The sequence below is a fragment of the Achromobacter deleyi genome (assembly GCF_016127315.1).
GTDB classification, from domain to species: Bacteria; Pseudomonadota; Gammaproteobacteria; order Burkholderiales; family Burkholderiaceae_B; genus Achromobacter; species Achromobacter insuavis_A.
Map to the genome: position 1 here is coordinate 6,547,511 of NZ_CP065997.1, position 25,950 is coordinate 6,573,460.

Sequence of the window (25,950 nt, forward strand, 5' to 3'; positions counted from 1 at the left end):
CTCAGTTCCTCATTACGAAATCGAACGGAATTTTTGCTTTGGCGGGATAGGCCACGCCATTGCGGGTATAGGGTTTCATGCGGGCCTTGCGAGCGGCGGTGAGCGCCGATTCGTCCAGCCTGGGGAATCCCGAGGACGCGTCGATGGTTGCCCGCTCGACCAGTCCCTGCGGATTGATTTCAACCAGCACCACCACCCGGCCCTCTTCCCGCATGCGGCGCGAGGCCATCGGGTAGTTGGGCATCGGCCGCGCCCCCAGGAACTCGATCTGCGATTCCTGCAGGATCTGGTCGGGTGGCGGCCCCTGCCGCGGCGCCTGCGTGGTCTTCGCGCCTTCGGCCGCGCCGGCGGGCGGCGTCTCGACCGGCGGCGTTTCCTGCTTGGGCTCGGGCTTGACTTCCTGCTTGGGCTGCGGCTTGGGTTTCGGTTTGGGTTTGGGCTTGGGCGCCGGCATCGGCGGCTTCTCGACGACCGGTTCCGGTTCGGGTTCCGGCTCGGGCTTGACCTCGGGTTCGGGCTCGGGGTCCGGCTCGATCTCGGGTTGCGGCTCGGGCGGCGTTTCCGTCACCGGTTGCGGCACCTCCGGTGTGGGATCGGCTTTGGCGACCTGCGGAATGGGCGCGTCCACCACACTCACCATGATGGCCTCGGGCTCCTCCAGTTCGGGACGATTCTCGGGCGCCAGGTAAATGGCGTAGACCACTGCGGCATGTAGCGCAACGACCGCCAGGCCGGCGCCTAGGCGTATACCAATTGAAGACGGCGGTGAAGAGTTCAAACCACGTTGAAAGCTAGGCATGAATCAGCCAGGGTGCATTAACTTATCTGGCCAGCCAGAAAAAAAGGCGCGCGACAAGCAGCGCCGGCTGACCGGTACAAGCCAAACATCATAGCTTAAATGCGAATGATTCGCACGCCATATTTCGCCTGCAACAGCGTAACACCCTGACGCGCGTCAAGGCGCGGCGCTCGCCGGGACGATATGAACGCAGGCGAAACGCGAACACCGATGAGGAAAATACCCGCCGTCGCCCCCGCGCTGTATCCGTGCCCGATTTCGAACGCGCTGACGCGAGTGCAGGCGTATGCCACCTTGAGGCTGGCACGCTCCGCAATATCTCGGACTCCCAGCAAGCCAATCATCACGAGACCGACGGACGAAAAAAAAGCGCCCAGGAGATTCCTGACCGCTTGTTTTTTCGCTTGCATTGTCGCTTTTGATGGTGGGTGCTACAGGGGTCGAACCTGTGACCTACGCCTTGTAAGGGCGCCGCTCTACCAACTGAGCTAAGCACCCGTCTTGGTCGCGGATCCATCGAAAAAACGATGTATGAAACGCCAGCCGGGGTACTCAAAAGCAATACGCGGGCCGGAGTATACCGGACCGCGTATGTGTCGGCAAATTACCGGGGCCGTGCCCTCGGCAACCGCCTTGTCGTCAATTAGTTGACGGCGTCCTTCAGGGCCTTGCCCGGACGGAACTTCGGCACCTTGGCCTTCTTGATCTTGATGGTTTCGCCCGTGCGCGGATTGCGGCCGGTGCGAGCAGCGCGAGCCGACACGGCAAACGTGCCGAAGCCCACCAGGGTGACCGTACCGCCCTTCTTCAGGGTGGTCTTGACGGCGCCGATCAGGGCGTCAAGCGAACGACCGGCGGCAGCCTTGGAGATATCGGCCTTGCTGGCAATGTGATCGATGAGTTCGGTTTTGTTCATTCAGGTGTACCCCTCACAAGGTATGGAGTCTGCCGGGAGTGCAGTTCATCATGGCTGTCATGCTGGACATCACGACTTGCGCGTAGACCCGACAAACGACGAACAGACTAGTGGATAAACTTTTTCTTGCGCTGCAAAGCACAACTTTTAAACTGCTGCGCCGCCTGGGTTTCAAGGGCTTTCGAGCCCTTGAACCGTCAGCGACGCAGACATGTATTAGGCCTTGGCGTAGAGCGGCTATCAAGCGAAAACCTCACCACAAGCCGCACCAATACTAGCTTTTAGGCCTTTTCGCAATAAACAAAAACGCGCATTTCGGGGTTTGCGCGACACCGGCGCAACGCCCTGAAATCCGCTCACACATCGGCCCAGCGGCGCAGCAGGTTGTGATAGATGCCGGTGAGTTGCACGATCGATGGATGACCGGCCGCGTCCTGGTTCAAACGCTGGATGGCGACGTCCATGTCGAGCAGCAACGCGCGCTGGCTGTCTTCGCGCACCAGGCTCTGCATCCAGAAGAACGAGCTCACGCGCGCGCCGCGCGTCACCGGATTGACCTTGTGCAGGCTGGTGCCCGGATACAGCACCATGTGGCCGGCGGGCAGCTTCACCGTGCGCGGACCGTAGGTGTCGTCGATGACGAGTTCGCCACCATCGTAGGAATCGGGATCGGAGAAGAACAGCGTGGCCGACAGGTCGGTGCGCACCCGCTCGGCAGTGCCGGTGATGCCGCGCACGGCGTTGTCGACGTGGTAGCCAAAGGCCTCGCCGCCTTCGTAGCGGTTGAACAGCGGCGGAAAGATCTTGCGCGGCAGCGCCGCCGACATGAACAGGTTGTTGCCCGCCAGGCGCTGCAGGATCAGGTTGCCCAGTTCCTGCGCCAGCGGATGCTGTTCGGGCAGTTGGCGGTTGTGCTTGACCTCGGCGGATTGGAAGCCCGCCGTGACCTTGCCGTCGACCCAGTCTGCGGTATCGAGGCGATGGCGGATGGCCGCCGCTTCGTCGGGAGTGAAAACTTCGGCGATCTGTATCAGCATGGATTCGTGCCCAGGTTGCGGCCGGCGCCTGCCGCGCCGGCGCCCCCGAGAATTATCCCTGCAGGCAGCCGTTGAGCGCCTGATCGAAGTCAAATAGCAGATCGGTCTCGTCTTCGATGCCCACCGACACGCGGATCAGGCTGTCGGCGATGCCCATCTGCTGGCGGCGCTCGGCGCCCATCTCGTAATAGATGGTGTGCGCGGCGGGCAACGCCAGGCTGCGCGTGTCACCCAGATGCGTGGCCATCAGCACGATGCGCAGGCGGTTCAGGAAATCGAAGCAGTCCACGCCGTCGGCGAGCTCAACGCCCAGCAGGCCGCCGAAGCGCGCGCCGAACAGCGCCGTGGCGCGCGCGTGCTGCGGATGGCTGGCCAGGCCGGGGTAATGCACCTTGGCTACGCCGCGATGCTCTTCCAGGAAGCGCGCCAGCGCCAGCGCGTTGGAGCAATGCTTGGCCATGCGCAGCGCCAGCGTCTCGGCGCCGACCGCGATGCGGTGCGCGGGTTCGGCCGCGAGCGTGCCGCCCATGTCGCGCAGGCCCTTCTTCTTGATCTGGGTCAGGCCCCAGCCGGTGGACGGGCCCTTGCGGTAGGCGTCGTAGATGTTCGAATAGTCGGCCCAGTCGAACAGGCCGGTGTCGGTGACCGCGCCGCCCAGGGCGTTGCCGTGGCCGCCGATGTACTTCGACAGCGAGTTCATCACCAGCGACGCGCCCACCGTCGACGGACGGAACATCCACGGCGAGGTCAGCGTGTTGTCGACCACGTAGACCAGCCCCTTCTCGCGGCAGATCTCGCCGATGACCGCCAGGTCGGCGACCTGGGTGCCGGGGTTGGCGATGGTCTCCGTGAACACCATGCGCGTGTTCGGCTGGATCGCCGCGCGCACCTGCGCCGAGTCGGTCGCATCGACGAAGGTGATCTCCACGCCCAGCTCCAGCAGCGTGCCCAGCAGGCTGTTGGTGTTGCCGAACACGTACTGGCTCGACACCAGGTGGTCGCCGCGGCGCAGCAGCGTGGTGAAGATGGCGGACAGCGCGGCCATGCCGGTGGCGAAGCTCACCGTGCCCTTGCCGGCTTCCATGTGATTGATCTTCGCTTCCAGCGCCGTGGTGGTCGGCGTGCCCTGGCGAGCGTAGGTGAAGCCCGGCTTGCCCTGGAACACCGCGGCCAGCTCGCGCGCATCGGCGTACGCGAATTCCGACGACGGATGCATCGGCTTGTGCACCGCTCCGTGCTCGACGGATTGCTGGCGGTCGGAATGGAGGATCGTGGTGGTAAAGCCGTTCTGGTGCATGATGGGCTACGCGGGAAGGAAGATAGCGATGGGAAAGACGGTTCTCAGGCGCGACGCTGGCGCACGGTTTCGTACAGGCAGACGGCGCTGGCCACGCTGACGTTCAGGCTCTCGACCGATCCCAGCATGGGGATGTTCACGAGCTGATCGCAGGTTTCGCGCGTCAGGCGGCGCATGCCCTCGCCTTCGGCGCCCATGACCCAGGCCATCGGCTGGCGCGCGTCGATCTGGTGCATGCTGTCGGTCGCCTGGTCGTCTGTGCCCACCAGCCACACGCCGCGGTCCTTCAGGCCGCGCATGGTGCGCGCCAGGTTGGTGACCATCAGGTACGGCACGGTGTCGGCCGCGCCGCAGGCCACGCGCTGCACGGTGCTGTTGAGCCCGACCGCGCGGTCGCGCGGCGCGATCACGGCATGCACGCCGGCGGCATCGGCCGTGCGCAGGCAGGCGCCCAGGTTGTGCGGATCGGTCACGCCGTCCAGGATCAGCAGCAGCGGCGGGCCCTCGATCACGTCGAGCACTTCGTCCACGTCCACCGCCAGCTGGCGTTCCTCGGCCAGCGCCACCACGCCCTGGTGGCGGGTGCCGCGCGCCAGGCCATCGAGACGCTCCATGGCGACCGGATGCAGGCGGCAGCCCGCCTTTTCAACCTGCTCGATGAACGTCTGCATGCGCTTGTCGCGACGCGACGCTTCTACGTAGATTTCCTTGATCGAGTCGGGCGCGTGGCGCAGCCGCGCGACAACCGCGTGAAACCCGGCAAGGACTTGGGTCGACGCCATAAATGCAAATACCTTTAGAAAAACGGATGCCCGCCCCAGAGTGGAGCGGGCCGCCGGACGCAGCCGGCCATAGCCGCAATGTTACCCCTTATGGGCCATCCGCCCGTCAGTGACGCTTGCGCACCGCCTTCTTGGCCGGCGCGGCGCGTTGCGGGGTCTTGAGCGGCTTGCCGGCCTTCTTGGCTTCGGCGCGCCGCTCCTTGGCGGTCTGCCCCTTGAGCGCGGCCGGCTTGGGCGCCGCGGCCTTCTTGACGCGGCGCGGACCTTCGTCCGGACCGCGCGCGGCCGCCTTGCGCAAGGCGTCGAAGCTGGTGCCCTGCACCAGGCGGAACTCGATGCGGCGCGCCTCCAGGTCCACCCGCGACACCTGCACCTGGACCTTGTCGGTCAGGCGGTAGCGCATGCCGGTGCGTTCGCCGCGCAGCTCGTGCAGCGCGTCGTTGAACTGGAAGTACTCGCCGCCCAGCTCGGACACGTGCACCAGCCCTTCGACGTGCAGCGTATCCAGCGTGACGAAGATGCCGAAGCTGGCGACGCCGGTGACGGTGCCGCTGAAGTCCTCGCCCACGCGTTCCTTGACGAACCAGCACTTGAGCCAGGCCTCGACGTCGCGCGAGGCTTCGTCGGCGCGGCGTTCGCTGGCCGACAGCACCAGGCCCATCTTTTCCCAGATGGCGTGCTCGTGCTCGCGCTGGGTGCGGCCGATGACGACCGGCTGGTCGTCCAGGCTGGGCACGTAGCGCTGGCCGGCCAGCAAGGCCTTGATGACGCGGTGCGTGAGCAGGTCGGGATAGCGCCGGATCGGCGAGGTGAAATGGCTGTAGCCAGGATAAGCCAGGCCGAAGTGGCCCATGTTGTCCGGGCTGTAGATGGCCTGCTGCATCGAGCGCAGGCACATGGTCTGCAGCAGCTGGTAGTCGGGACGGCCGCGCACGGAGTCGAGGAAGTCGCCGTAGTCCTTGGCCGTGGGCGTCTCGCCCCCGCCCAGCGACAGACCCATGGTGCGCAGGAATTCGCGCAGCGACTGCAGGCGCTCGGGCGTCGGGCCTTCGTGGATGCGGTACAGGCCGGGATGCTTGCTGCGCGTCATGAAGTCGGCCGCGCAGGTGTTGGCGGCCAGCATGCATTCTTCGATCAGCTTGTGGGCATCGTTGCGCACCGACGGCACGATCTGCTCGATGCGGCCGAGCTCGTTGCAGACGATCTTGGTCTCGACCGTGTCGAAATCGATCGCGCCGCGCTTCTTGCGGCTCTGCGACAGCAGATGGAACAGCTCGTACAGGCTCTGCACCTGCGGCATGACGGCGCGCATGGCATGGGCCGCCGGGCCGCCGGGCTGCTGCAGCGCCGCCCAGATATTGGTATAGGTGGTGCGGGCATGAGAGTGCATCACCGCGTTGTAGAACTGGTAGGCCGAGACCGTGCCGGCCTTGGCGCCCGAGGCCGGGATCACCATGTCGCAGACCAGCACCAGGCGGTCGACGTCCGGGTTCAGCGAACACAGGCCGTTGGACAGCGACTCGGGCAGCATCGGGATGACACGGCGCGGGAAGTACACGCTGGTGCCGCGCTCGAGCGCGTCTTCGTCCAGCGCGTCGCCGGGACGCACGTAGTGGCTGACGTCGGCGATGGCCACCAGCAGGCGCCAGCCCGGACGCTTGCGCTGGCCCGTGCCCAGCTCGACCGCCTCGCAATAGACGGCGTCGTCGAAGTCGCGCGCGTCTTCGCCGTCGATGGTGATCAGCGGCACGTCGCGCAGGTCGACGCGGTCTTTCAGGTCGCCCTTGCGGACGACGTCGGGCAGGCGGGCGGCCTGCTTGCGGGCGCCCTCGGAGAACTCGACGGGCACGTCGAACTTGCGCACCGCGATCTCGATTTCCATGCCCGGATCGTCGATCTCGCCCAGCACCTCGGCCACGCGGCCCAGCGGCTGCGTGTGACGGGTGGGCTGCGCCATGATCTCGACCGCCACCACCTGCCCGTGCTGGGCGCCGTTGGTGTCGCTGGGCGGAATCAGGATGTCGTGCTTGATGCGCTGGTCTTCCGGCACCACGATGGACAGGCCATGCTCGTGCAGGAAGCGGCCCACCAACTTGTTGGTGCGGCGCTCGATGACTTCGACGATGGTGCCTTCCGGCTTGCCGCGGTATTCGCCCGTCGGCTTGACCAGCACGCGGTCGCCATGCAGCACCTTGAGCATTTCGCGCGGCGACAGGAACAGGTCCGGACCGCCGTCATCGCGCAACAGGAAGCCGAAGCCATCGCGATGGCCCAGCACCTTGCCGGCCACGAAATCCAGCTTGGTGGCCAGCAGCAGCACGCCTTTGCGGTTGGGCATCAATTGGCCATCGCGCTCCATCGCGCCCAGGCGGCGTTCGAATCCCACCATCGTCGCGGGACGCTCCACGCCCATGCGCTCGGCCAGTTCCACCGGGGACAACGGCGCCCCCGCGGATCGCAGCGCTTTCAGGATGGCTTCACGGGACGGAACATCGGGGTCGAAGTCTGGCGGCGCTTCCGGCAACGGAGTGGATCTGTTGTTGTTCGATTCGTTATTCGATCGTTTTGCCAAAGCTAATTTTTCCGTATATAATGCGCAGCTTCTGTGGTTCGCCCAAGGCTGAACACTGAAGCAGAAATGGTCAGACGGATTGTAGAGTGGTTTTGCAATTACGCTTTGAATACATGGGAATAAAAACCTCATGCAATCGAAGTGGCAGCGTATCACAAAGTTCTGACCGGAATGTCTCAGTGCCCAGGTGGCGGAATTGGTAGACGCGCATGGTTCAGGTCCATGTGCCGCAAGGTGTGGAGGTTCGAGTCCTCTCCTGGGCACCACGGAATTTCAGCCAAGGCTGTTTTGATTCGCGATGAAAACACATCGGCGTGAAATCAAATAAGCAGCGTTGGCAAAAAAGTTGAAAACCCCGGAAATCGCGAGATTTCCGGGGTTTTTGCTTTGCGCAGCGTGAATGGGGCTGCTCGGCCTGAATGGAACTGCGCGACGCGGAATGAATCTGCGCAGGCTGAATAGTTCTGAGCAGAAGACTCCGCAAGGGCGCGGGATGTAAGGGCGCGGGATATTCGTAGCCGTCGAATCCTCGACCAGATCCGATCCGCAATCGGAATCTTCCCCCTTCCCCGCCACGCACGCCAAGCCCCCCCCCTCAGCGCCACGGCACCTTGCGGTTCAGGTGATGGCGCGCGTACAGGTCCGCCCCCATCCCCTCGATCTGGCCATCGATCAACGCCTCGAACGGCCGCAGCAGGTCATCGTAGTTATGCGGCGCCTCGAGCGCGTTGAGCGCGTGCGTCACCGCCTCGATGGTGGACAGCGCGCCCGGAATGTCCGCATGCCGCACCCGATAGCGCGTGGCCAGGCCGGGCGGCAGCATCACGCGCGGCAATGTGGCCAGCTGCGGATTGATGTGCAGCAGCTTGCGCGCATGGGTCCAGGTGCCGTCCGGCACGATCAATTGCACCGGCGCGCCCATCGCGGCGGCGCACCCCGGCGCCAGCACCTCGGCGCCCTCGCCGGGAAACAGCACGTGCGGCGCATAGCCAGGCTCGGCCCACTGCTCATATTGGAAGCGCTCGCCCACCAGGCGCCGCGCGCCCTGCAGGCCCAGCACCGCCAGCCGCGCCGTGTTCAGCGCATGGCGCGCCTCGCTGGGATGCTGCAGGACCACCACGCGGGTGCGCGGCGTCAGCGCCGGGATCAGGGCGCACAGACAGTGGGATTCAGGGCGCTTGCAGCGCAGGCAGAGGGGACGTGACATGGGGCGACACTATAGCGAAGCCGGCCGCCTCGAAAAAAAGTGAAAAAAAAGCTGCATGACTTGCACACTTTCAAAAAAGTATGCATAATCTCGTTCCTCTGCTGTTGAACACGAAACGAAACGCAGCCGGTAGCAAAAGTCGAAAGACAAGAAACCGCAAGGTGGAAGGCAAACCGGAAAGCGACGCGGAAGGTAAGACATCAGCGCCCAGGTGGCGGAATTGGTAGACGCGCATGGTTCAGGTCCATGTGCCGCAAGGTGTGGAGGTTCGAGTCCTCTCCTGGGCACCAATTATTACATCACGAGGTACCTGTCGTGATGCGCCAAGAAAAACCCCGTTCGCGAAAGCGTCCGGGGTTTTTTCTTTTCCGGTCGGACTATCCGCGTGGCCGACGACGGCGTAGAACCCATGCCGCCGCGCCAGGCAATTCGCTCCGCCCCGCTACGCCTCACCCCGCTACGCCTCACCCCGCTACGCCTCACCCCGCTACGCCCAGCCGGCCACGGCAGGCCGGCCATGACAGCCGGCCGATCGTTCGCGGCGCCTAGGCAAGCACCCGCGTCATCACGACGTGCGCGATGCCGGCCTCCATGAACTCCTCGCCTTCGACCTGGAAACCATGGGCCTCGTAGAAGCCCTTGGCGTGGGTCTGCGCGTGCAGCACCAGCATGCGGTGGCCGTCGCCGTGGCCCTGGCCGATCAGGGCGTCGAGCAACTGGCCGCCCACGCCCAGGCCGCGTGCGCGCTTGTGCACGGCCATGCGACCGATGTGGCCGTCGGGCAGCAGGCGGCCGGTGCCCAGCGGCGTGCCGTCGGCGGCGTAGGCCACGGCATGCACCGAGACCGCGTCGTCGTCGTCCATCTCGACCTCGGGCGGCACCTTCTGCTCGACCACGAACACGTCGTAGCGCACCGATGACGCGTCGTCGCGCAGGCGGTCCCAGGTTCCCAGAGTGATGCGTACCGCCGGTTTATCGCTAGCCATTTGTTTTCCTTCGCGTCGCCGCTGAATATGAATCCTTTGCCGGCATTTTCGCAGGGATGGCGCATTGGCGAAACAGGCGTACCATCGCGGCTGGCCCATTCCCGCAGCTGACATCCATCATGCCGCAAGCCGCAACGCCCGCCTGGTTGAGATTCGCGCCCGCGCTTTTCCTGCTGCTGTGGTCCAGCGGCTTCGTCGTGCTGAAAGTGGGCCTGGCCTATGCCGACCCGATGACGTTCCTGGCGTTGCGCTATGCCTGTGTGGTGGCGCTGCTGGCGCCATTCCTGCTGGCGCTGCGGCCGCCTCTGCCCAAAGGCGCCCGCGCCTGGGGCCACCTGGCCATGGTCGGCCTGCTGCTGCAGGCGGGCTACTTCTGCTTCACCTACCTGTCGCTCAAGCAAGGCATGTCCGCCGGCGGACTGGCGTTGATCACATCGCTGCAGCCCATCCTGATCGGACTGCTGGCGCCGGTGATCGCGCACGAACGCGTCGACGCGCGGCGCTGGGCCGGGTTGGGACTGGGCGTCTCCGGCGCGGCGCTGGTCATCATCGCCAAGGCCTCGGTCGACCTGGCCTCGACGCTCGGCCTGGCGTTCGCGGTGGCCGCCCTGCTCTGCATCACCAGCGGCACGCTGTATGAAAAGCGCTTCGGCGTGCAGACCCACCCCGTCACGTCCAACACGGTGCAATACGCCGTGGGCCTCGCGGTCACGGCGCCGCTGGCCTTCTGGCTGGAGCCGATGCGCATCGACTGGACCGCGCCGTTGCTGGGTTCGCTGGCCTATCTGGTGGTGGGCAATTCGCTGGTCGCGATCTCGCTGCTGCTGGCCATGCTGCGCCACGGCGAGGCATCGCGCGTGTCGGCGCTGTTCTTCCTGGTGCCGCCATCGACCGCCGTCATCGCGCTGCTGGTGCTGGACGAGCCGATCCCGCCGCTGGCCTGGCCCGGCATGGCGCTGGCGGCGCTCGGCATCCTGCTGGTGACACGCTCGGCGCGCACGCCCGCACCGGCGCGGCAAGTAGAATGAGCGCCCTTTCGCGTCCATTTCTCCCGCCGCCATGAATGCCGTCATCACCGCCGCCCTGCCGGTCTTCGCGCTGATCCTGACCGGATGGCTGGCGGCGCGGTGGCGCATTCTGGGGCCGGCCGCCACCGATGCCCTGAACCGCTACGTGGTCTACCTGTCGCTGCCGGCGCTGCTGTTTCGCGCCATGACGCAGGTGGATTTGGCACACATGGCGCACTGGGGCTTCGTCGGCGCGTTCGCCGGCGGCATCGCCGTCACCTTCGCGCTGTCGTTCCTGCCGCGCAAGCGCGGCCCGCGCGGGCTGACGGACCGCAGCATCGAGGGGCTGGCGGCGGCCTACGCCAATGCCGGCTACATGGGCATCCCGCTGTGCCTGGCGCTATTCGGCGCCGAAAGCCTGGCGCCGGCGGCCTTCACCACGCTGATGACGGCAAGCGTGCTGTTCGGCTTCGCCATCGCCCTGATCGAATTCGACCGCCAGCAGGCGCCCGGCCTGGGCGCCACGCTGGTCAAGGTCGGCCGCGCGCTGATGCGCAATCCGCTGCTGGCCGCGCCGGTGCTGGGCCTGGCGTGGGCCGGCACCGGACTGGCGCTGCCCGAGGGGCTGGATCGCTACGTGTCGTTGCTGGGCGCCTCCGCCAGCCCTTGCGCGCTGGTCACCATCGGCCTGTTCCTGGCACAGACCGAGACCGCCAGCCCGGGGCCGGGCGTGCTGCGGCTGGTGGTCGGCAAGCTGCTGCTGCAGCCGGCCGTGACCGCGCTGCTGGCGTTCCAGGTGTTTTCCATGCCGCCGTTGTGGGCCTGGACCGCGGTGCTGATGAGCGCCCTGCCGATCGGCACCGGCCCCTTCATGCTGGCCCAGATGTACGGCCGCGATGCCCGCGTCACCTCGCGCGCCATCCTGGTGTCCACGGTGCTGTCCGTCCTGACCGTGAGCCTGCTGGTCGCCTGGATCAGCGCGCACCCGATCTCCTGATCCGCCTGTTCTTACATAATTTATAGTTATAAAAGAAGCACGAATAGATGCTTTGAGAAATGATTCACCGGCTTTAGACTTTTATCCACGATGACGGGTGCGACTACGCGCCCGTTTGCTTTTCCCTTATCGAATTCCCGGGACTCTCCCATGAGCGCCAACACTTCCGCCCTGCCCCTGCCTTCGGCGCTGCCGCCCATCCAGATCAACCGCAAGCCGCTCTGGATCGCGCTGCTGCTGGTGCTGGCCGGCGCCCTGTACCTGAACCAGACCGTCAGCTGGCGCCAGGGCGCGCTGTGGATCGTCGGCGCGCTGCTGGGCGTGGCGCTGTACCACGCGTCGTTCGGCTTCACCCAGGCCTGGCGCGTGTTCGTGTCGGACCGCCGCGGCGCCGGCCTGCGCGCGCAGATGTTCATGCTGGCCATCGGCGTGCTGCTGTTCTTCCCGTTCCTGGCGCAAGGCTCGCTGTTCGGCCAGCCGGTCAACGGCCTGGTCTCGCCCCCGGGCGTATCGGTGCTGCTGGGCGCGTTCCTGTTCGGCATCGGCATGCAACTGGGCGGCGGCTGCGCCTCGGGCACGCTGTTCGCCGTGGGCGGCGGCAATACCCGCATGCTGGTCACGCTGCTGTTCTTCATCATCGGCTCGGTCATCGCCACCGCCAACTTCGGCTGGTGGTCGACCCTGCCCGCGTTGGCGCCGACCTCGCTCATCAAGACCTGGGGCCTGGCGCCCGCCATCATCGCCAACCTGGCGGTGTTCGCGCTGATCGCCTGGATCGCCACCGTGCTGGAAAAGCGCCGCCACGGCCACGTGATCTCGTTCGCCTCGCGCACCGCCCGCCCGGCCTCGCTGCTGCAGGGCCCGTGGCCGCTGATCTGGGGCGGCGTGGCGCTGGTGGTGCTGAACTTCGCCACGCTGGCGCTGGCCGGCCGGCCCTGGGGCATCACCTCGGCGTTCGCGCTGTGGGGCGCCAAGGCGCTGGACGCGATGGGCGGCGACGTGGCCACCTGGGCCTACTGGAGCAAGCAGGCCGCGCTGGGCGCGCCACTGCGCCAGGACGTGACCACGGTGATGGACATCGGCCTGATGCTGGGCGCGCTGGCCGCGGCCAGCGCCGCCGGCAAGTTCGCGCCGGTCTGGAAGGTGCCCGCGCGCTCGCTGGCCGGCGCGGTCATCGGCGGCCTGCTGCTGGGCTACGGCGCGCGCCTGGCCTTCGGCTGCAACATCGGCGCCTACTTCAGCGGCATCCTGTCGGGCAGCCTGCATGCCTGGCTGTGGCTGCCGGCGGCGTTTGCCGGCAGCGCCCTGGGCGTGCGCCTGCGTCCGCTGTTCGGCCTGGCGGTCGAAAAGACCCCCGCGGCATCCAGCTGCTGAGAAACACTGTTCCAGCAACGGCCCCCTGCCAGGGGGCTTTTTTACGTCCGTGCCCCGCAGCGCCAGCATTGGCGCCGTTTCCGAGACGACGGACCGGTCCGAGTCGCCGCCTCGCCGCGCCGCTCGTTTACCGATTTTACAGCCGCCCTGGTGTATGGTTGCTGCATTCCGCAATACGGAGATGGACCATGCAATGGATCGCCGGCCGCTTCACGGCCTTTATCTTGACCCTGGTGGCCGCCGTCGCGACCACCATCCTGGTGTTCACGGACTCGTACTGGTGGCTGTGGGCCGCCGTGCCGCTGGTGCTGCTCGGCCTGCTGGGCGTGTACGACCTGATCCAGACGCGCCACGCCATCCGCCGCAACTATCCGGTGCTGGGCAACCTGCGCTTTCTGTTCGAATTCATCCGCCCCGAGATCCGCCAGTACTTCCTGGAAGACGACACGCAAGCCTCGCCGTTCTCGCGCGCGCAGCGCTCGATCGTGTACCAGCGCGCCAAGCGCGAGATCGACAAGCGCCCCTTCGGCACCCAGGAAGACGTCTACGGCGACCGCTACGAATGGATCAACCATTCGATGTCGCCCACCCACATCGGCGACACCGACTTTCGCGTGGCGGTCGGCGGCCCCGACTGTACCCAGCCGTATTCGATGTCGGCCTTCAACGTCTCGGCCATGAGTTTCGGCGCCCTGTCGGCCAACGCCGTGCTGGCGCTGAACGAAGGCGCGCGCCAGGGCAACTTCGCGCATGACACCGGCGAAGGCGGCATCAGCCGCTACCATCGCCAGCCGGGCGGCAGCCTGGTGTGGAACATCGGCTCGGGCTACTTCGGCTGCCGCGACGAGCACGGCGCCTTCTCCGAGGAAGCCTTCGTCAAGAACGCCTGTACGCCGCAGGTGAAGATGATCGAGATCAAGCTGTCGCAGGGCGCCAAGCCGGGCCACGGCGGCATCCTGCCGGCCGGCAAGGTCACGCCCGAGATCGCCGAGGCGCGCGGCGTGGCCGCCTGGCAGGACTGCAACTCGCCCGCCAGCCACTCGGCCTTCGATACGCCCATCGGCCTGATGAAGTTCGTCGCCCGACTGCGCGAGCTGTCCGGCGGCAAGCCGGTCGGCTTCAAGTTCTGCGTCGGCCACCCGTGGGAATGGTTCGCCATCGTCAAGGCCATGCTCGAGACCGGCATCACGCCCGACTTCATCGTGGTCGATGGCGCCGAGGGCGGCACCGGAGCCGCGCCGGTCGAATTCGTCGACCACGTCGGCACGCCGCTGCGCGAGGCGCTACGCCTGGTGCACAACACGCTGATCGGCGTGAACCTGCGCGACCGCATCAAGCTGGGCGCCTCGGGCAAGATCATCACCGCGTTCGACATGGCGCGCGTCATGGCCATGGGCGCGGACTGGTGCAACGCGGCGCGCGGCTTCATGTTCGCCATCGGCTGCATCCAGGCCCAGGCCTGCCATACCGGCAAATGCCCCACCGGCGTCACGACCCAGGATCCGCTGCGCCAGCGCGCCCTGGTGGTGCCGGACAAGGCCCAGCGCGTCGCCAACTTCCACAAGAACACGCTGCACGCGCTGGCCGAGCTGCTGGCCGCCGCCGGCCTGACGCATCCGAACCAGCTGCGCCCGCACCATATCGCGCGCCGCATTTCGTCCAGCGAGATACGGCTGCTGTCGGCGCTGTTCCCGGAACTGGCGCCGGGCGAACTGCTGCGCGGCGAATTCCGCCACCAGGTGTTCCGCACCGGCTGGTCGATGGCGCGCGCCGACTCGTTCCAGCCGACCCACGACATCAGCACCGCGCTGGCGCAGGAATACGTCATGGCGCATCCGCCCCAGGGCGCGCCAGCCTGAGCGCGGGACGGGCCGCCGCGGCACTCGCCGCCGCGGCCTACAGCCAGCGCTCGAACATGCGCGAGAAGAACTCCATGAAGCGATCATCCACGCCCCGGGCCCGCCAGGCCTCGGGCGTGATGCGCACCGACTCGCTCACGTCGCGCTGGAACAGCGCTTCCATGTCGGCCGCGAACTCCGGCCCCAGCACCACCGCGTTGACCTCGTAGTTCAAGGCGAAGCTGCGCCAGTCCATGTTGCTTGATCCCACGGTGGACCAGACGCCGTCGACCACCGCGGTCTTGGCGTGCAGCAGCGCGTCGCGCCGCTCATAGATCTTCACGCCCGCCTTGAGCAGCTTGCCGTAATGGGAGCGGCCGGCATTGAACACCAGCGAGGAATCACTGAAGCCCGGCAGCACCAGCACCACGTCCACGCCGCGCTGCGCGGCCGCGGCCAGCACGTCGACGAAGGCCGGGTCCGGCACGAAGTACGCCATGGTGATGTGGATGGAACGCTGCGCGCTCTCGAACGCGGACATCAGCGTCAGGTAGACGGTGTAGCCGTCGCTGCGATCGGGCTGGTTGGCCAGGATCCGCACCCGCGTCGGCCCGGTGGCCGGCGCGATAGCTGTGCCGCCGCCGCGCAGGGCCTCCTTGGCCTGCGATTGCCAGCCGTCCTGGATCACGGCTTCGAGCTGGGCCACCGCCGGCCCCTCGATGCGCAAGTGCGTATCGCGCCAGGGCGCGGCCTGGGCGTCGGTCCGCTTGGCGTCGGGCCCGCTGCCCACGCCGCCCGACGCGCCGCTGCCGCCGGCGGGCGATGAAGCGTATACCGCGCTGACATTGATGCCGCCCAGATAGCCCACCTTGCCATCCACCACCAGGACCTTGCGATGGTTGCGCTGGTTCGGCGACCAGCCGGCGCGGCTGCCGCTGACGGGACTGACCGGGTTGAAGACCGCGACCTGCACGCCTGCGTCGCGCAGGCGCTGGAACAGCGCGTCGGGCGTATTGATCGTGCCAACCGCATCGACCATCAACGCGACGTCGGCGCCGCGGTTGCGCGCGGCGATCAGGGCCTCGGCGAAGCGCGCCCCCTCCTCGTCATCGTCGAAGATGTAGGTTTCCATGTGCACGTAGCGCCGCGCCTGCGCGATCGAGCGCAGCATGGCCTGGTAGGTGCCCGGCCCATCGGCCAGCAGGCGCACGCGGTTGCCGGCCACCAGCGGCGCGCCGCTGACCGCTTCCTCGACGGCCAGGTGGCGCGCCAGGAAATCATCCTTGGCATTGCGGGGATCCGCCGCGATGTCGTGGCCGCGGCGGTAACTGTCCTGCGCGCTGTCGGCGGACAGGCCGGCCTGCGCTTTGCGGGCGGCGCGTTCCTGCGCATCGGGCACGCTGGCGCAGGCGGCCAGCAGGGCCGCGCAGCAGGCCAGCACGGCCGCGCGCGCCCAGCGTCGCCATGCGATCGCCCCCGGCGCCGCCGGCGCGGGCCTGACCGGCGACGGGGCCGCAGGCGGCCTCATGGCGGAGGGACTCAGCGCCGGTTGGCCAGCAGGCAGCAGCCCAGCAGCACGCCCACCAGCGTCGCCACGCCCACCGATTTCCAGGCGTGCTCGTGGACGTATTCATCGGCATAGGCCTTGGCGCGACGAGCCCGCTCGCGCGCCACGCCCTCCCAGTCGCCCGCGGATTCGCGCGCCTCGGCCAGCTGGCGCGTCAGGCGCGCGCGCGCCGCCTCGATCTCAGAGCCGGTGTATGAGGCGGTCGAACGCAGCAGGTCTTCCGTACCGGCAAGCAACTCATGCAGGCTGTCGCTCACGCGGTCGCGGTGCAGGGCCATTTCGGCGCGTTGGTGCTTTCGATTCATAGTCGCTCCTTGTCGCTTGTTGCTCGTGGGGGGGCCTCCCGGCTTGCCGCCTGCCCGGCGCGACGCCGGGCCGCGCCAGGCGCGGGGCAGACTGGCCCCGCTAGGCCGTGGACACATTGTGGCCATTCCCGCCGCGCCGCGCCCGAGCTTTCGCAACCAGCCGTTAACCGATATTTCAGTGGCGCGGCGCTTGCTGAGGGCTGTCGGCACGGTGACGGCCAGACGTACCGTCCCCCTGCGCGGATGGCGCTTTCGCCCCGCCAATTTGGTAAAAGTCCATTGCATTTCAGTGGCTTAACTTGACACCGGAACCCCTCTGGCGGCCACAATGTATTTTTTGCAATGCGCTTCATCAGCCTCAAAAAGGAACTGAACGCATGGTCTCTCCCTCCGCCCTGCTCGCCAGCGCCGCCCCGCGGTTCCTGGCGCCGCAACCCCAGCCCCTCAGCGCCGAGCAGCATGAATTGCGCGACGGACTGCTGGACCATCCCGCCCATATCGATCCCAAGTTTCTCTACGACGCGCTCGGCTCGTCGCTGTTCACCGCCATCACGCAATTGCCGGAGTACTACCCGACCCGCTGCGAGGCCGAGATCTTCGCGCGGCACGGCCACGACATCGCGCGCCACATCGGTCCGGTGCAGGCCATGATCGACCTGGGCGCGGGCGACTGTGTCAAGGCCGAGCGGCTGTTTGCCAGCCTGCGCCCGCGCCACTACGTGCCCATCGACATTTCCGCCGACTACCTGCAATCCGCGGTGCGGCGGCTGCGCCTGTCGTACCCCGACCTGCGGATCACTCCCATCGGCCTGGACTTCTCCCAGGCGCTGGCCTTGCCCGCCGACGTCGGCGCCGAGCAGCGCCTGTTCTTCTATCCCGGCTCCAGCATTGGCAATCTCGACCCGGACGCCGCGCTGGCCATGTTGCGGCGGATCCAGCGGCAATGCGCCGGCGGCGGGCTGCTGGTCGGGGTCGACCGCGTCAAATCCAGGCAGGTGCTGGAACCGGCCTACGACGACGCCCTGCACCTGACCGCGGCCTTCAACCTGAACCTGCTGCGCCACGTCAACGACCTGCTGGGCAGCGACTTCGACGTCGGCGACTGGCGCCACGTGGCGCTGTTCAACAGCGACCAGTCGCGCATCGAGATGCACCTGGAAGCGCGTCGGCCCGTCACTGTGGCCTGGCCCGGCGGCCAGCGGCGCTTCGCCGCGCAAGAGCGCATCCACACCGAGAACTCCTACAAGTTCACGCCCGAAGCCTTCACGGAGTTGCTGCAACGCGCGGGCTACCACGACATCCAGCACTGGTCGGACACGCGCGGCTGGTTTTCGGTATTCAGCGCGCGTGCCTGACGTCGCGCCCCCTCAACCCGCCCCTGGAGGATCGCCATGGAACCTGCCTGCCTGCTGACCCACCCGGCCAACGGCCCCTACGCCGCCGGACAGGCCGGCCAGCATGACCGGTACGATGCCGTACGCGCTACCACCACGGCGCTGGCCGCCCCGCTCAGTCCGGAGGACTGCCAGGCGCAGTCCATGCCGGACTGCAGCCCGGTCAAATGGCACCTGGCGCACACCACCTGGTTCTTCGAGACCTTCCTGCTGACGCATTTCCATCCGCCCTACGCGGCATTCCATCCGCAGTACCGGATGCTGTTCAACTCCTACTACAACGCCATCGGCGCCAAGCATCCGCGCCCGCAGCGCGGCCTGCTGACGCGGCCGCCGCTAACCGACGTGATGCGCTATCGCCAGCACGTCGACCAGGCCATGCACGACCTGATCTCGCGGCTGGGCGGCAACGACCCGGCCTTCGACGCCTTGCTGGAACTGGGGCTGAACCACGAGCAGCAGCACCAGGAGCTGATCCTGACGGACCTCAAGCACCTGCTGTCCGCCAACCCGCTCAAGCCGGCCTATGTGGCCTCCGGTTCGCCCGCGCTGCCGCCGGGCACGCCCGCCGGCTGGACCCGCTACAACGGCGGCGTGGTCCGCATTGGCCACGACGGGCAGGACTTCGCGTTCGACAACGAGGGGCCGGCGCACGACGTGCTGCTGGCGCCCTTCCATCTGGCCGACCGCCTGGTGACGCAGCACGAATACCTGGCCTTCATCCGCGACGGCGGCTACAAGCGGCCCGAACTGTGGCTGTCGCTGGGATGGGAACGGGTTTGCGCGGAAGGCTGGCGCGCGCCGCTGTACTGGGAAGGCCAGCGCGACGACTGGCGTGTCTTCACGCTACGCGGCATGCAGGAGCTGGAATTGCAGGCGCCGGTCACGCACATCAGCTACTACGAGGCCGACGCCTATGCGCGCTGGGCCCGGGTGCGCCTGCCGCGCGAGGCCGAGTGGGAGCACGCGGCGCGGCAGTTGCTCGACGGCGCCTGGTCGAACCGCGCCAACCTGCTGGAAAACGGCCACCTGGATCCGCGCCCCGCGCCTGCCCGGCAGGGCGGCGGTCCGGCGCAACTGTTCGGCGACGCCTGGGAATGGACCGCCAGCGCCTATGACGCCTACCCGGGCTTCAAGCCCGATGCCGGCGCGGTGGGCGAATACAACGGCAAGTTCATGTGCAACCAGTATGTGCTGCGCGGCGGCTCCTGCGCCACGCCGCGCGGCCACATCCGGCCGAGCTACCGCAATTTCTTCCCGCCCGAAGCCCGCTGGCAGTTTTCCGGCATCCGCCTGGCGCGGGATGCCTGAGTGGGGCGCGTGCGCGGCCGGGCAAGGCCACCTGCCGACCTGAGCAAAAAAGCCCGCCCCCTACTTGCAATCCTAAAAATTTCCATGCTAGAATTTCGTTCTTCGTTGCTTGGCTTTCATTGAAACCGGCGGCGATAGGGATGGCGCATTAGCTCAGCCGGTTAGAGCGACGGAATCATAATCCGCAGGTCCCCTGTTCGAATCAGGGATGCGCCACCAGAGAATTCAAAAAGGCCTTCACGCGAGTGAAGGCCTTTTTCATTGGGCCTTTTCATTTGGCCTTTTTCATTGGCTCGCCGGTCCGGCCGACCATGCCCCTGCCGGTTGTTTGCCTGGCCGTCACACCGCGGCCTTCACACATTTCCACATATTCCCCACATTTTTCCCGCAGACCGGCACGGTGCGCCCTCTTAGAATCTTCGCCCACCACGCCCCCGCGGAGAATCTGACATGCCCCCCAGCCGCATCCAAGTTTCGCGCCTCGCGCCAGCTTGCCGACCCGTTGCCCCGGCCGTTACCCCGGCGACACATGGCCGCCAGGCCGCCATCAGGACCGGTATCGCTGCAATCGCCGCGCGCGCCGTGCTTGCCACGGCCCTGGGCCTGACCGCCGGCCACGCCTGTGCCGCGCAAGGCGGCGTGCAGGCATCGAGCGTCGCCTACGCCCCCACCGCCGCGCAATTGCAAACCGTCGAGACGCTCAAGCAGGCCGCCATCGACGCCTTCGCGCCGGCGGAATTCGCCCGCGCCGGCAAGGCCCCGCTGCCCTATCGCCTGGTCTCGCCGATTGCGCCGGAAAGCGGCAAAAAATACCCACTGGTGGTGATTTTCCACAGTTCGGGCGGCGTCGGCAGCGACAACCTGCTGCCGCTGAACGCCTTCACCCGCGGCTTCGGCTCGGCCGAGTCGCGCCGCGATTTTCCCGCCTATGTGCTGGTGCCGCAGACGCCGGGCCGCACCGCCAACTATGAAAAGGACGGCCGTGGCGTGCGGATCTCGAAGGCCGGCGCCGACCTGGCCGACGTCATGCGGCTGGTCGAGGACATCGCCAGGCACCATCCGGTCGACGCCAAGCGCATCTATGCCGTCGGTTTCTCGATGGGCGCATCGGCCGCGCTGGACGCCGCGGTCGCGTCACCCGGACGCTTCGCGGCCATCGTCGCCATGTCGGGCGTGCCGCCGGAGCGTTCGCTCGCCAAGCCGCTCGCGGGCATTCCCACGCTGCTCATCCACGGCACCGCCGACCAGGAAAATCCCTACGAGGGCAGCCTGATCTGGGCCCAGGCCCTGGCGGCCGCGGGCGGCCAGCCGGTCTTCATCACCTACCAGGGCATGGACCACCGCATCGCGCCGGAGCTGCTGACCGCCCGGCCCTGGCGCGAATGGATGTTCCAGCAAAAGCGGCCTTGAAGCGGCGCGGGGCGTGATGCCCCGCGCCGGCCTTGCCTGCGGCGATTATGGCTTGACCACCATATCGCGGCGGCGCCCGCCCCAGGTCGCGCACAGGCTGGCCACGAACGCGCCGATCAGCATGGAGGCAAAGCCCCACAGCGCGAACGCCGCGGCGGCCTTGCGTGCCGCGTCAGCCGCCTCGCGCGCCTTGCGCTTGGCGTCATCGGCGGCCTGACGGGCCTGCTGCAGCGTCTGGTTCACGCGCTGCTGCGCGGCGGCGGCATCGATGCCCGCCTGCGCCGCGATCACGCGGGCCACATAGTCGCGATCCGCCGGCGTCATTTCTCCACGCGCCAGGCTCATGGCGACGATGCGCCCGACTTCGGCGCGGGCCGCGGCGTGATCGCCGGCGGCATCGGGCCGTTCATTGCGCAACAGCACGTCCGTGAAGTAATCGCCAGCCCCGTCCATGCCGCCCGCGGCGGCACCCGCGCCAGCCGCAGCGCTTGCCGTGACCGCCGCGCCCGCCCCCGCCGCAATGGAGGCGCCGGCCTTGGCCGCCCCCGATGCCAGCGTCGCGATCGCTGAGCCCAGCAAGGCAGCGCTCACGACCGCGCTCAGCGCCCACACCAGGAAGCCGTGCGCGGTGTCGCGGAAATAGACCTCGTCGCCGTGCACGTCGGCCCATTTGGTGCGCAGCCGGCCGGCGACATAGCCGCCGACGCCATAGGCCACGATCTGGGTGAACAGCATCCAGGCGATCAAGCCGATGCCTGCCGCGGGCGCCGAGACGCCCTCCCCGCTCCAGGGCGAGATCGACAGGAAGCCCAGGCCGGAGCCGCCCGCGAACAGCGCCAGCGACAAGGCCGCGGCGATGACGGCGCCGGCGAATACTGCGGCCCAGGACACGGCGGACACCGCCGATTCCCGCACCGGCGGCACGCCATCGTAGGGCCGGTTGGCCGAGAGTGCATTTTCCATGGTGATTCCTCGTTCACATTACGCGCCACGGCGCGGGACCGGACTGGCTCAATGCCAAAACAGCGCCAGCAGGATGATGATGGGAATGGGTACCCCCAGCAGCCATAACAGGATCGAACGCATGCAAGCCTCCTTGGGTGTGGAATCGGATTCGGTGGCGCTCAGGCCAGGTCGATCGTGCCAGGCGCGCGCGGATCGGGCGGCGGCGGGACGATATCGGGCTCGCCCGGATCATCGGGCGCGTGGTTGGGATTGGGTCGCGGGTCGTCGGGCCGCGTCGGATGGCCGGGCAGCGACGGGTCGTCGGGCGGCACGTCGTCGGGCGCGCCCGGTGGGCGGTGATCGGATGGGGGCATGGCGGATCTCCTGGGCGCGCCTATCGCGCCGGTCCGCTACTCAGCAACTGCCATGCCCGGCATGCCGCCGCCAACGGCCGACGCAAAAAAAGCCCTCGGGCGAGGGCTTGCGGGCATGGCCGGGGCGGGTCTCAGGACTTGGACGGCTTGCCGTCCCGGGCGGGTTCCACGGCGTTCGGATCGCTGTTGCCCAGGAATGCCACCACGGCGGCCTTGCCCGCGGCCGAGGCCTCGTCCTGGCTGGCATAACGCCGTTCGGAATAATTGGTGCTGCGCACATTGCCGGTATCGGGATCCAGCAAGGTGATGATCCAGGCGAATTCGCCCGGCAGCAGCTGCCTGACCTGCAGTGTGGCGCGCGTACCCGGGCGGAGTCGTTGCGGCATTTCGCGATCTGAAGAGTGGGTGGACGCCGCCATCGTAGCGCAAAGCGCGGGCGCGGCGGGCCTCGAAAAATGCTGCACCGCACACCGATTTCATGCTGCACGGTGCGCGGCGAAAACGCCACAGCGCCCGCCAGAGTCAGGAAAACCCTAGCGCCACGCCCTGGCATACAGGCGCACAATCAGACTAAACGTAGCGACGAAGTGACAGACCGCAGTAGCGGCGCCGCATCCCTTTAATCAGGCGAGGACGGAGACATCATGACTTACGTAGCAGTGGTAATCAGCTGTTTGATGGTTGTGGGTATCGTCGCGTTGGTGGTTCAAACGATACAAAGCGCGGGGCCCGAGCCCTGGCTGAAGATATCGGCGGCGATCGTCAGTTCCCTGTTCGCCTCCTTGTTGCTCATTCCGCTCGGCTACGCCGTCGCGCAGACCATCGTGCTGGAATGAACTGACGGTTTTCCCCCGCTGGCCGTCTCCCGATGAGCCAGAAGGCTGCCCTGGGGCTACCCACCCCGGGCAGGCCTGCCCCTAGTCGCCGCCCAGCAGATCAGCGAACCGGCGGTGACCATCGCCACGCCTTGCCAGAATGTCATGGTCAAGCGCGTGGACAGCCATATGGCCGCAAAAAAAGTCGACAACACTGGCGTGAAGTAGGACGCCGTGGCCAGCAAAGTCAGATTGCCGTTGAGGATGCCCACGTTCCAGAGCGCGTAACCCGCGGCCATTGCGCCCCCGGTCACGCACAGCTCGAGCACGACGGGCCAGGCGAACGTCAGCGCCGGCTCGGCGCTGAATCCGTATTTGATCCACAGCACCGCCGCGGTCAGCATGAAGAACAGGGCCACGCCGTTCTTGCCGTCGGCATAGCGTTTTGTGACGTTGCAATAAACGGCCCATATGATGGCGCCACTGAAGGCCAGGCCGTAGCTGAGCGGATTGCTGGAAACATTGGCGACCAGGCGTTCCCAGGAAACGCCGCCGTCGCCGCCGACCACCCAGACGATGCCGCACAGCGACAGCGCGATGCCGGGCACGACCCAGGCGCTGGCGCGCTGGCCGTTGATCAGGATCGCCAGGATGACGGTGAAGCACGGCCACAGGTAATTGACGATGCCCAGCTCGATCGCCTGGCCGCGGTTGGCGGCGAATCCCAACGATAGCGACAGGCAGATTTCATAGGCCACGAACAGCAGGCTGCCGGAAAGCAGGTAGGCGCGCGGGAATGAACGCACGCGGGGCAACCCCAGCAACAGGACGAGGAAAGCCGAACCGACCGTATAGATCAGGGCCGCGCCGCCGATCGGCCCGAAGCGCTCGCTGACGCTGCGGATCAGGCCGACGACGGTACCCCAGAGCACCACGGCCATCAATCCCATGAAAGTCGCCGTGTTCCGGCTGGGAGCAGATTGCATTACTTTTTTCCGATTTCCCGATGTCCATCCAGGGCGCCGCGCCGGGACGCGCGCGCCAGAACGACGCAGTGTAGCGAAAACAGGAAAACCGCCGCGGCAGGGCCGGCACGGGGATCGAATGCCGGCGCGACCGACCGACGATCAACGAGAAGGAGATTTCGCCGCATGACCATCTCTGTACGCAGGCTGAGCGACGTGCTCGCCACCACGGCATCCGGCCGGCTCTACCGGATCGAAGTGTTCTCGCACGCCGACAGGCGCGCGGGGCCGCCCATCACGATCCACTACATCCTCAGGACCACGGAAGGAGAACGCGTGATCGCGCTGGGCGAGCGACGCTACCGCCTGAAATCGGGCGAGGTGCTGACCGCCCTGCCCCCCGCCGCCGCGCCGCGCCACGACGCCTGACACGGCGGCCGCGGCCGCCTCAACGTTCGTCGGACGCCACCCGCCGCTTGCCCAGGCCCTTGGCCCGGTACAAGGCGACGTCGGCCCGCTCCAGCAGCTGCAGCATGGTGACGCCCGACCGCGGATAGACGGCGATGCCGACGCTGGCCGAGACCGCCACGCGGATCTTGGGGTAGGGCAACGACAGGCTCTCGACCAGGGACTCGGCCACCGCCTGCGCGTTTTCCTGGTTGGCGCCGAGCAGCAGCACGGCGAACTCGTCTCCCCCCAGCCGCGCCGCCACGTCCGAGACGCGGATGGCGTGGGCCATGCGGTCGGCGGCTTCCTTCAGCACGGTATCGCCGGCGGCATGCCCATGCAGGTCGTTGACCGCCTTGAAACCGTCCAGGTCGATCGCCAGGATGGCGAACGTCTCGCCGCTGCGCTGCGCCACCGCCAGTTCGCGCAGCACCAGTTCGCCGAACAGCACCCGGTTGCACAACCCCGTCAGCGGATCGTAGTGCGCCAGGTGCTGCGCGTGCGCCAGCATGCGCGAGGCCTGCAATAGCGCCGTGCCGACCTCCTCGGCCTCCTTGACGCGCGTGCCTGGCAGCTCGACGGTGCGGCCTTCGCCCAGCGCCAGGGCCGGGCCCACCAGCCCCTGCACCGCCGACGTCAGGCGGTTGGCCAGCCGCAAGGCCAGCCACAGCCCCAGCCCGAACGCCGCCAGCGTGCCCAGCGCCAGCCAGGCGATGGAGCGGTACAGGTCGGTCGTCACCAGGGTCATCGGCGCGCCCGCCGCGACGGTCCACCCCGTCAGGCCGGAGCGGCTGAACGCCGTGTAGACCGGCGTGCCTTCCTTGGTGGTGGATTCCAGCGAACCCTCGTTCTCCAGCTGCACCGCCCGCGCCAGCGTCGGGACGGCCTTCTGGCCGACGAATTTCTCGGTGTCGCGCGTGCGCGCGATGATGGTGCCGTTCTTGTCCAGCACCGCCGCGACCCAGCCTTCCGGCAGCCCGCGACGGCCCAGCACATTGCCGATGCGGTCGGGCGACAGGCCGACGTTGAGGCTGTAGATGACCTCGTCGCCGCGCACCACCGGTACCCCCAGCGCGATGGTCGGCACGCCGCTCAGCGCGCCGATGAACAGGCCGCTCAGGACCGGTTCGCGCGCACGGAAGACCCGGGCCAGTTCCTGCGTCACGCCCGAGGGCGGCAGGGGCGTGCCATAGGGGACCATGGTATTGACCACCTGGCGGCCGTCCTTGTCGGTCAGCACATAGCTGTCGACGATCTGGAACTTGATGGCCTCGCGGGCGCGCTGGTGGAAGCCCGCCAGGTCGCCGCCGACCAGGTCGGGGGAGGACGCCAGCATCTGCAGGCCGGCTTCGACGCCGGTCATTTCCCGGTCGAGAATGGCGGTCAGGTTGCGGGCCAGGAAAATCGTGTCGCGGAATATCCGCTCTTTCTGGATCAGGTAGCTTTCGTAAACGGCGATCGAAGACACCACCAGCGCCGGCGCAATACAGGCGAACACCAGCACCAGCAATCCGGTTCGCATCGAATACCGGAGCTTCGGGCGGACCCGCGCGGCGACAAGGCTTTCGCCGTCAGCCATATTATTTTTCCCTGCCACGCAATTGC

General features: G+C 67.3%; 25 protein-coding genes and 4 tRNA genes. 12 read left to right on the forward strand and 17 right to left on the reverse strand.

The window, feature by feature from the left end; all coding sequences use genetic code 11:
* Nucleotide 1: 1 nt before the first annotated feature.
* The 8 genes from I6I07_RS29530 to rnr form a co-directional block, all read right to left on the reverse strand.
* A complete protein-coding gene (locus I6I07_RS29530; RefSeq protein WP_198484759.1) occupies nucleotides 2–799 on the reverse strand; it encodes an energy transducer TonB in 798 nt (265 codons plus the stop codon).
* Between the two features lie 95 nt (nucleotides 800–894).
* Entirely contained in the window at nucleotides 895–1,209 is a 315-nt protein-coding gene (locus I6I07_RS29535; protein ID WP_198484760.1) for a hypothetical protein, read from the reverse strand.
* A gap of 12 nt (nucleotides 1,210–1,221) precedes the next feature.
* Nucleotides 1,222–1,297 (reverse strand) — tRNA-Val (locus tag I6I07_RS29540).
* 145 nt (nucleotides 1,298–1,442) lie between these two features.
* Complete coding sequence (locus I6I07_RS29545; protein WP_003812968.1) at nucleotides 1,443–1,715, reverse strand: HU family DNA-binding protein; 273 nt, start codon at nucleotides 1,713–1,715, stop codon at nucleotides 1,443–1,445.
* 356 nt (nucleotides 1,716–2,071) lie between these two features.
* The gene (locus I6I07_RS29550; protein WP_061071993.1) at nucleotides 2,072–2,752 is read right to left on the reverse strand and encodes a Fe2+-dependent dioxygenase; all 681 of its coding nucleotides are present in this window, start codon (nucleotides 2,750–2,752) and stop codon (nucleotides 2,072–2,074) included.
* Between the two features lie 52 nt (nucleotides 2,753–2,804).
* On the reverse strand, nucleotides 2,805–4,049 hold the full coding sequence (locus tag I6I07_RS29555; RefSeq protein WP_198484761.1) for a cystathionine gamma-synthase family protein: 1,245 nt from the start codon (nucleotides 4,047–4,049) through the stop codon (nucleotides 2,805–2,807).
* Nucleotides 4,050–4,093: 44 nt separating this feature from the next.
* Complete coding sequence (gene rlmB / locus I6I07_RS29560; RefSeq protein ID WP_054433280.1) at nucleotides 4,094–4,831, reverse strand: 23S rRNA (guanosine(2251)-2'-O)-methyltransferase RlmB; 738 nt, start codon at nucleotides 4,829–4,831, stop codon at nucleotides 4,094–4,096.
* Nucleotides 4,832–4,937: 106 nt separating this feature from the next.
* Entirely contained in the window at nucleotides 4,938–7,403 is a 2,466-nt protein-coding gene (rnr, locus tag I6I07_RS29565; RefSeq protein WP_198484762.1) for a ribonuclease R, read from the reverse strand.
* A gap of 181 nt (nucleotides 7,404–7,584) precedes the next feature.
* Here rnr and I6I07_RS29570 point away from each other — a divergent pair.
* Nucleotides 7,585–7,669, forward strand: a tRNA-Leu gene (locus I6I07_RS29570).
* Between the two features lie 329 nt (nucleotides 7,670–7,998).
* Here the strand turns inward: I6I07_RS29570 and I6I07_RS29575 are convergent.
* Nucleotides 7,999–8,610: a tRNA-uridine aminocarboxypropyltransferase gene (locus tag I6I07_RS29575; protein ID WP_198484763.1), complete on the reverse strand. Its 612-nt coding sequence runs from the start codon at nucleotides 8,608–8,610 to the stop codon at nucleotides 7,999–8,001.
* A 205-nt stretch (nucleotides 8,611–8,815) separates the two neighbouring features.
* On the opposite strand from I6I07_RS29575, the gene I6I07_RS29580 reads away from it, so the two are divergent.
* Nucleotides 8,816–8,900, forward strand: a tRNA-Leu gene (locus I6I07_RS29580).
* 255 nt (nucleotides 8,901–9,155) lie between these two features.
* Here I6I07_RS29580 and I6I07_RS29585 read toward each other — a convergent pair.
* Nucleotides 9,156–9,596, reverse strand: coding sequence for a GNAT family N-acetyltransferase (locus tag I6I07_RS29585; protein ID WP_061071996.1), 441 nt, complete (start codon nucleotides 9,594–9,596; stop codon nucleotides 9,156–9,158).
* Nucleotides 9,597–9,715: 119 nt separating this feature from the next.
* On the opposite strand from I6I07_RS29585, the gene I6I07_RS29590 reads away from it, so the two are divergent.
* From I6I07_RS29590 to I6I07_RS29605, 4 genes are all read left to right on the forward strand, one after another.
* Nucleotides 9,716–10,624 (forward strand): DMT family transporter, encoded by a 909-nt coding sequence (locus tag I6I07_RS29590; RefSeq protein WP_198484764.1) that lies wholly within the window; start codon nucleotides 9,716–9,718, stop codon nucleotides 10,622–10,624.
* A 31-nt stretch (nucleotides 10,625–10,655) separates the two neighbouring features.
* A complete protein-coding gene (locus I6I07_RS29595) occupies nucleotides 10,656–11,600 on the forward strand; it encodes an AEC family transporter (RefSeq protein ID WP_198484765.1) in 945 nt (314 codons plus the stop codon).
* A gap of 150 nt (nucleotides 11,601–11,750) precedes the next feature.
* Entirely contained in the window at nucleotides 11,751–12,974 is a 1,224-nt protein-coding gene (locus I6I07_RS29600; protein ID WP_198484766.1) for a YeeE/YedE family protein, read from the forward strand.
* Nucleotides 12,975–13,162: 188 nt separating this feature from the next.
* Entirely contained in the window at nucleotides 13,163–14,833 is a 1,671-nt protein-coding gene (locus tag I6I07_RS29605) for an FMN-binding glutamate synthase family protein (RefSeq protein ID WP_198484767.1), read from the forward strand.
* A gap of 37 nt (nucleotides 14,834–14,870) precedes the next feature.
* Here the strand turns inward: I6I07_RS29605 and I6I07_RS29610 are convergent, their stop codons facing one another.
* Both I6I07_RS29610 and I6I07_RS29615 read right to left on the reverse strand, forming a co-directional pair.
* Nucleotides 14,871–16,250, reverse strand: coding sequence for a phospholipase D-like domain-containing protein (locus I6I07_RS29610; protein ID WP_198487724.1), 1,380 nt, complete (start codon nucleotides 16,248–16,250; stop codon nucleotides 14,871–14,873).
* Nucleotides 16,251–16,351: 101 nt separating this feature from the next.
* On the reverse strand, nucleotides 16,352–16,684 hold the full coding sequence (locus I6I07_RS29615; protein WP_006393837.1) for a DUF883 family protein: 333 nt from the start codon (nucleotides 16,682–16,684) through the stop codon (nucleotides 16,352–16,354).
* A 377-nt stretch (nucleotides 16,685–17,061) separates the two neighbouring features.
* Here I6I07_RS29615 and egtD point away from each other — a divergent pair, with 377 nt between their 5' ends.
* The 4 genes from egtD to I6I07_RS29635 all read left to right on the forward strand — a co-directional run bounded on the left by egtD (nucleotide 17,062) and on the right by I6I07_RS29635 (nucleotide 20,799).
* Complete coding sequence (egtD, locus tag I6I07_RS29620; RefSeq protein ID WP_198484768.1) at nucleotides 17,062–18,039, forward strand: L-histidine N(alpha)-methyltransferase; 978 nt, start codon at nucleotides 17,062–17,064, stop codon at nucleotides 18,037–18,039.
* A gap of 36 nt (nucleotides 18,040–18,075) precedes the next feature.
* On the forward strand, nucleotides 18,076–19,389 hold the full coding sequence (gene egtB / locus I6I07_RS29625) for an ergothioneine biosynthesis protein EgtB (protein WP_198484769.1): 1,314 nt from the start codon (nucleotides 18,076–18,078) through the stop codon (nucleotides 19,387–19,389).
* A 142-nt stretch (nucleotides 19,390–19,531) separates the two neighbouring features.
* Nucleotides 19,532–19,608, forward strand: a tRNA-Met gene (locus tag I6I07_RS29630).
* 363 nt (nucleotides 19,609–19,971) lie between these two features.
* Entirely contained in the window at nucleotides 19,972–20,799 is an 828-nt protein-coding gene (locus I6I07_RS29635; RefSeq protein ID WP_198484770.1) for a prolyl oligopeptidase family serine peptidase, read from the forward strand.
* Between the two features lie 45 nt (nucleotides 20,800–20,844).
* On the opposite strand, the gene I6I07_RS29640 is transcribed toward I6I07_RS29635, so the two are convergent.
* The 3 genes from I6I07_RS29640 to I6I07_RS29650 all read right to left on the reverse strand — a co-directional run bounded on the left by I6I07_RS29640 (nucleotide 20,845) and on the right by I6I07_RS29650 (nucleotide 22,504).
* The gene (locus I6I07_RS29640; RefSeq protein ID WP_006393833.1) at nucleotides 20,845–21,762 is read right to left on the reverse strand and encodes a hypothetical protein; all 918 of its coding nucleotides are present in this window, start codon (nucleotides 21,760–21,762) and stop codon (nucleotides 20,845–20,847) included.
* Between the two features lie 161 nt (nucleotides 21,763–21,923).
* The gene (locus tag I6I07_RS29645) at nucleotides 21,924–22,118 is read right to left on the reverse strand and encodes a hypothetical protein (RefSeq protein ID WP_198484771.1); all 195 of its coding nucleotides are present in this window, start codon (nucleotides 22,116–22,118) and stop codon (nucleotides 21,924–21,926) included.
* A gap of 131 nt (nucleotides 22,119–22,249) precedes the next feature.
* Complete coding sequence (locus tag I6I07_RS29650; protein ID WP_116522559.1) at nucleotides 22,250–22,504, reverse strand: hypothetical protein; 255 nt, start codon at nucleotides 22,502–22,504, stop codon at nucleotides 22,250–22,252.
* Between the two features lie 258 nt (nucleotides 22,505–22,762).
* On the opposite strand from I6I07_RS29650, the gene I6I07_RS29655 reads away from it, so the two are divergent.
* Nucleotides 22,763–22,954, forward strand: a complete 192-nt coding sequence (locus I6I07_RS29655; protein WP_006393830.1) for a hypothetical protein — start codon at nucleotides 22,763–22,765, stop codon at nucleotides 22,952–22,954.
* Between the two features lie 56 nt (nucleotides 22,955–23,010).
* Here I6I07_RS29655 and yddG read toward each other — a convergent pair whose 3' ends face one another.
* The gene (yddG, locus tag I6I07_RS29660; protein ID WP_198484772.1) at nucleotides 23,011–23,919 is read right to left on the reverse strand and encodes an aromatic amino acid DMT transporter YddG; all 909 of its coding nucleotides are present in this window, start codon (nucleotides 23,917–23,919) and stop codon (nucleotides 23,011–23,013) included.
* Between the two features lie 165 nt (nucleotides 23,920–24,084).
* On the opposite strand from yddG, the gene I6I07_RS29665 reads away from it, so the two are divergent.
* Nucleotides 24,085–24,327, forward strand: coding sequence for a 6-phosphofructokinase (locus I6I07_RS29665; RefSeq protein WP_198484773.1), 243 nt, complete (start codon nucleotides 24,085–24,087; stop codon nucleotides 24,325–24,327).
* 19 nt (nucleotides 24,328–24,346) lie between these two features.
* Here I6I07_RS29665 and I6I07_RS29670 read toward each other — a convergent pair whose 3' ends face one another.
* Entirely contained in the window at nucleotides 24,347–25,924 is a 1,578-nt protein-coding gene (locus I6I07_RS29670) for a diguanylate cyclase (protein ID WP_198484774.1), read from the reverse strand.
* Nucleotides 25,925–25,950 lie beyond the last annotated feature (26 nt).

Bases quoted from the DNA above. Each gene is read 5' to 3' on its own strand.
- yddG (WP_198484772.1), bottom strand. From the start codon at position 23,919: ATGCAATCTGCTCCCAGCCGGAACACGGCGACTTTCATGGGATTGATG.
- egtB (WP_198484769.1), top strand. From the start codon at position 18,076: ATGGAACCTGCCTGCCTGCTGACCCACCCGGCCAACGGCCCCTACGCC.
- I6I07_RS29530 (WP_198484759.1), bottom strand. From the start codon at position 799: ATGCCTAGCTTTCAACGTGGTTTGAACTCTTCACCGCCGTCTTCAATT.
- I6I07_RS29655 (WP_006393830.1), top strand. From the start codon at position 22,763: ATGACTTACGTAGCAGTGGTAATCAGCTGTTTGATGGTTGTGGGTATC.
- I6I07_RS29585 (WP_061071996.1), bottom strand. From the start codon at position 9,596: ATGGCTAGCGATAAACCGGCGGTACGCATCACTCTGGGAACCTGGGAC.
- I6I07_RS29550 (WP_061071993.1), bottom strand. From the start codon at position 2,752: ATGCTGATACAGATCGCCGAAGTTTTCACTCCCGACGAAGCGGCGGCC.
- I6I07_RS29650 (WP_116522559.1), bottom strand. From the start codon at position 22,504: ATGCCGCAACGACTCCGCCCGGGTACGCGCGCCACACTGCAGGTCAGG.
- I6I07_RS29575 (WP_198484763.1), bottom strand. From the start codon at position 8,610: ATGTCACGTCCCCTCTGCCTGCGCTGCAAGCGCCCTGAATCCCACTGT.
- I6I07_RS29645 (WP_198484771.1), bottom strand. From the start codon at position 22,118: ATGCCCCCATCCGATCACCGCCCACCGGGCGCGCCCGACGACGTGCCG.
- I6I07_RS29640 (WP_006393833.1), bottom strand. From the start codon at position 21,762: ATGGAAAATGCACTCTCGGCCAACCGGCCCTACGATGGCGTGCCGCCG.
- I6I07_RS29535 (WP_198484760.1), bottom strand. From the start codon at position 1,209: ATGCAAGCGAAAAAACAAGCGGTCAGGAATCTCCTGGGCGCTTTTTTT.
- I6I07_RS29590 (WP_198484764.1), top strand. From the start codon at position 9,716: ATGCCGCAAGCCGCAACGCCCGCCTGGTTGAGATTCGCGCCCGCGCTT.
- I6I07_RS29600 (WP_198484766.1), top strand. From the start codon at position 11,751: ATGAGCGCCAACACTTCCGCCCTGCCCCTGCCTTCGGCGCTGCCGCCC.
- I6I07_RS29670 (WP_198484774.1), bottom strand. From the start codon at position 25,924: ATGGCTGACGGCGAAAGCCTTGTCGCCGCGCGGGTCCGCCCGAAGCTC.
- I6I07_RS29555 (WP_198484761.1), bottom strand. From the start codon at position 4,049: ATGCACCAGAACGGCTTTACCACCACGATCCTCCATTCCGACCGCCAG.
- rlmB (WP_054433280.1), bottom strand. From the start codon at position 4,831: ATGGCGTCGACCCAAGTCCTTGCCGGGTTTCACGCGGTTGTCGCGCGG.
- I6I07_RS29605 (WP_198484767.1), top strand. From the start codon at position 13,163: ATGCAATGGATCGCCGGCCGCTTCACGGCCTTTATCTTGACCCTGGTG.
- I6I07_RS29615 (WP_006393837.1), bottom strand. From the start codon at position 16,684: ATGAATCGAAAGCACCAACGCGCCGAAATGGCCCTGCACCGCGACCGC.
- I6I07_RS29665 (WP_198484773.1), top strand. From the start codon at position 24,085: ATGACCATCTCTGTACGCAGGCTGAGCGACGTGCTCGCCACCACGGCA.
- I6I07_RS29595 (WP_198484765.1), top strand. From the start codon at position 10,656: ATGAATGCCGTCATCACCGCCGCCCTGCCGGTCTTCGCGCTGATCCTG.
- egtD (WP_198484768.1), top strand. From the start codon at position 17,062: ATGGTCTCTCCCTCCGCCCTGCTCGCCAGCGCCGCCCCGCGGTTCCTG.
- I6I07_RS29545 (WP_003812968.1), bottom strand. From the start codon at position 1,715: ATGAACAAAACCGAACTCATCGATCACATTGCCAGCAAGGCCGATATC.